Raw genomic sequence first — 1,216 nt, 5'->3', positions numbered from 1 at the left:
TTATTTTAGCGCAAATATTGCGCATTTTGTTCATTATATAGGCTGGCATCGCCAGAGATTTATTTTATTGTAGTGGGTGTAACAACTGTGGTAACTTCTATTTTTATTACCACTCCAATAAAAACCGCCATTAAGACGGTCTGTGGTATAAATTGGAGGGCAATGGAGGTGTTTATTTCATATACTTCTTAGCATAACTAGTAAAGGTGCTCGATAAAGCAACAGTCACAAAGAATGAGCGTAATTTATCTAGGTTATCTTGAGGTAAAAAATGTAATCTGAGAATAGGGCAACCATTCCAAGTAAAATGTTCGGGCGTAATTAAGTGCCAAAAATAAACTGCACCAGCTAACACTGCAGCCCCTAGAAAGAGTTTGATAAATCGAACAATCCAACAGTGTAACTCATCTTTAATCGCTTCTTGACGCTGATGTTCTTTTTGTTCTGATTCAGCTTGATTGGCTAGTTGTTGATGTTCGTATAGCTCATTATTAAATAGCGCTTGCTCATTTTCTGCACTTCTTTGGCTGCTAACTGGCTGAAAATCATTATTCATCTCATTCTCTCACTACAGTGCAGAGTGCGGAGTGTTGATTACATGCTCGCGATAAAAATGCTCAATCAGGTCATTAGAAATAGCAGAAGCAGGATAAGTAACTACTTTTTGAGACCATGGAGATTCGGGTTGATGTGTAGCACTAGAAAGTGTGATGCCATCATATTTTGCATATTTATCATAGACAGTATCCATGATTTCTGTTTCATGATCTGTGAATTTAATGGGTGCATAAGGGCTATACCCTTCGATAAATTCAATCGGCGCACTTCTGTATTTTTTCACCGTCTGATAAATACTAGGAATAACAGGACCATATTGCCATGCTTCCACTGGTTCAAGCAGTAGAGCAGCGCCATATTTACCTAACATCCAGCCATGAGCAATATAGGCCAGTTTAATAAGCTGCATTGGGGTTAAGGTGTTTTTATTGCTCTTTGCTTTATCTAGAAGATAATTGGCGACAGCAAGTGATTTGTAGGTATAGCTCATCATTCCTCCCGATAAAAAAACTTCTTGATAAATGAAAACAGCCCATGTAACTAGAAGTTTACATAGACTGTCAAAGATCAATTTACAGTTTTTCTCTATTTTGCCACAACTTTTCTTCATAAGGAATACCGTATGTTATAAAAGCCCACATCAGTGGGCATGGTTAAG

The 1,216-nt window shown here is 37.6% G+C and carries 2 protein-coding genes; both read right to left on the bottom strand.

The window, feature by feature from the left end; all coding sequences use genetic code 11:
• Positions 1 to 172 precede the first annotated feature (172 nt).
• Positions 173 to 556: a hypothetical protein gene (locus tag HPC38_RS10330; RefSeq protein WP_208121200.1), complete on the bottom strand. Its 384-nt coding sequence runs from the start codon at positions 554 to 556 to the stop codon at positions 173 to 175.
• Between the two features lie 12 nt (positions 557 to 568).
• Positions 569 to 1,048 carry a Panacea domain-containing protein gene (locus HPC38_RS10325; protein WP_208121199.1) on the bottom strand — a complete coding sequence of 160 codons (480 nt, stop codon included), beginning with the start codon at positions 1,046 to 1,048 and terminating at the stop codon, positions 569 to 571.
• Between the last annotated feature and the right edge of the window lie 168 nt (positions 1,049 to 1,216).

The sequence above is a fragment of the Spirabiliibacterium pneumoniae genome, from assembly GCF_014884995.1.
In the GTDB taxonomy this organism is placed as follows: domain Bacteria; phylum Pseudomonadota; class Gammaproteobacteria; order Enterobacterales; family Pasteurellaceae; genus Spirabiliibacterium; species Spirabiliibacterium pneumoniae.
Note: the sequence above shows the minus strand (reverse complement) of the source record. Positions and strands in the feature narration are given on the sequence as shown.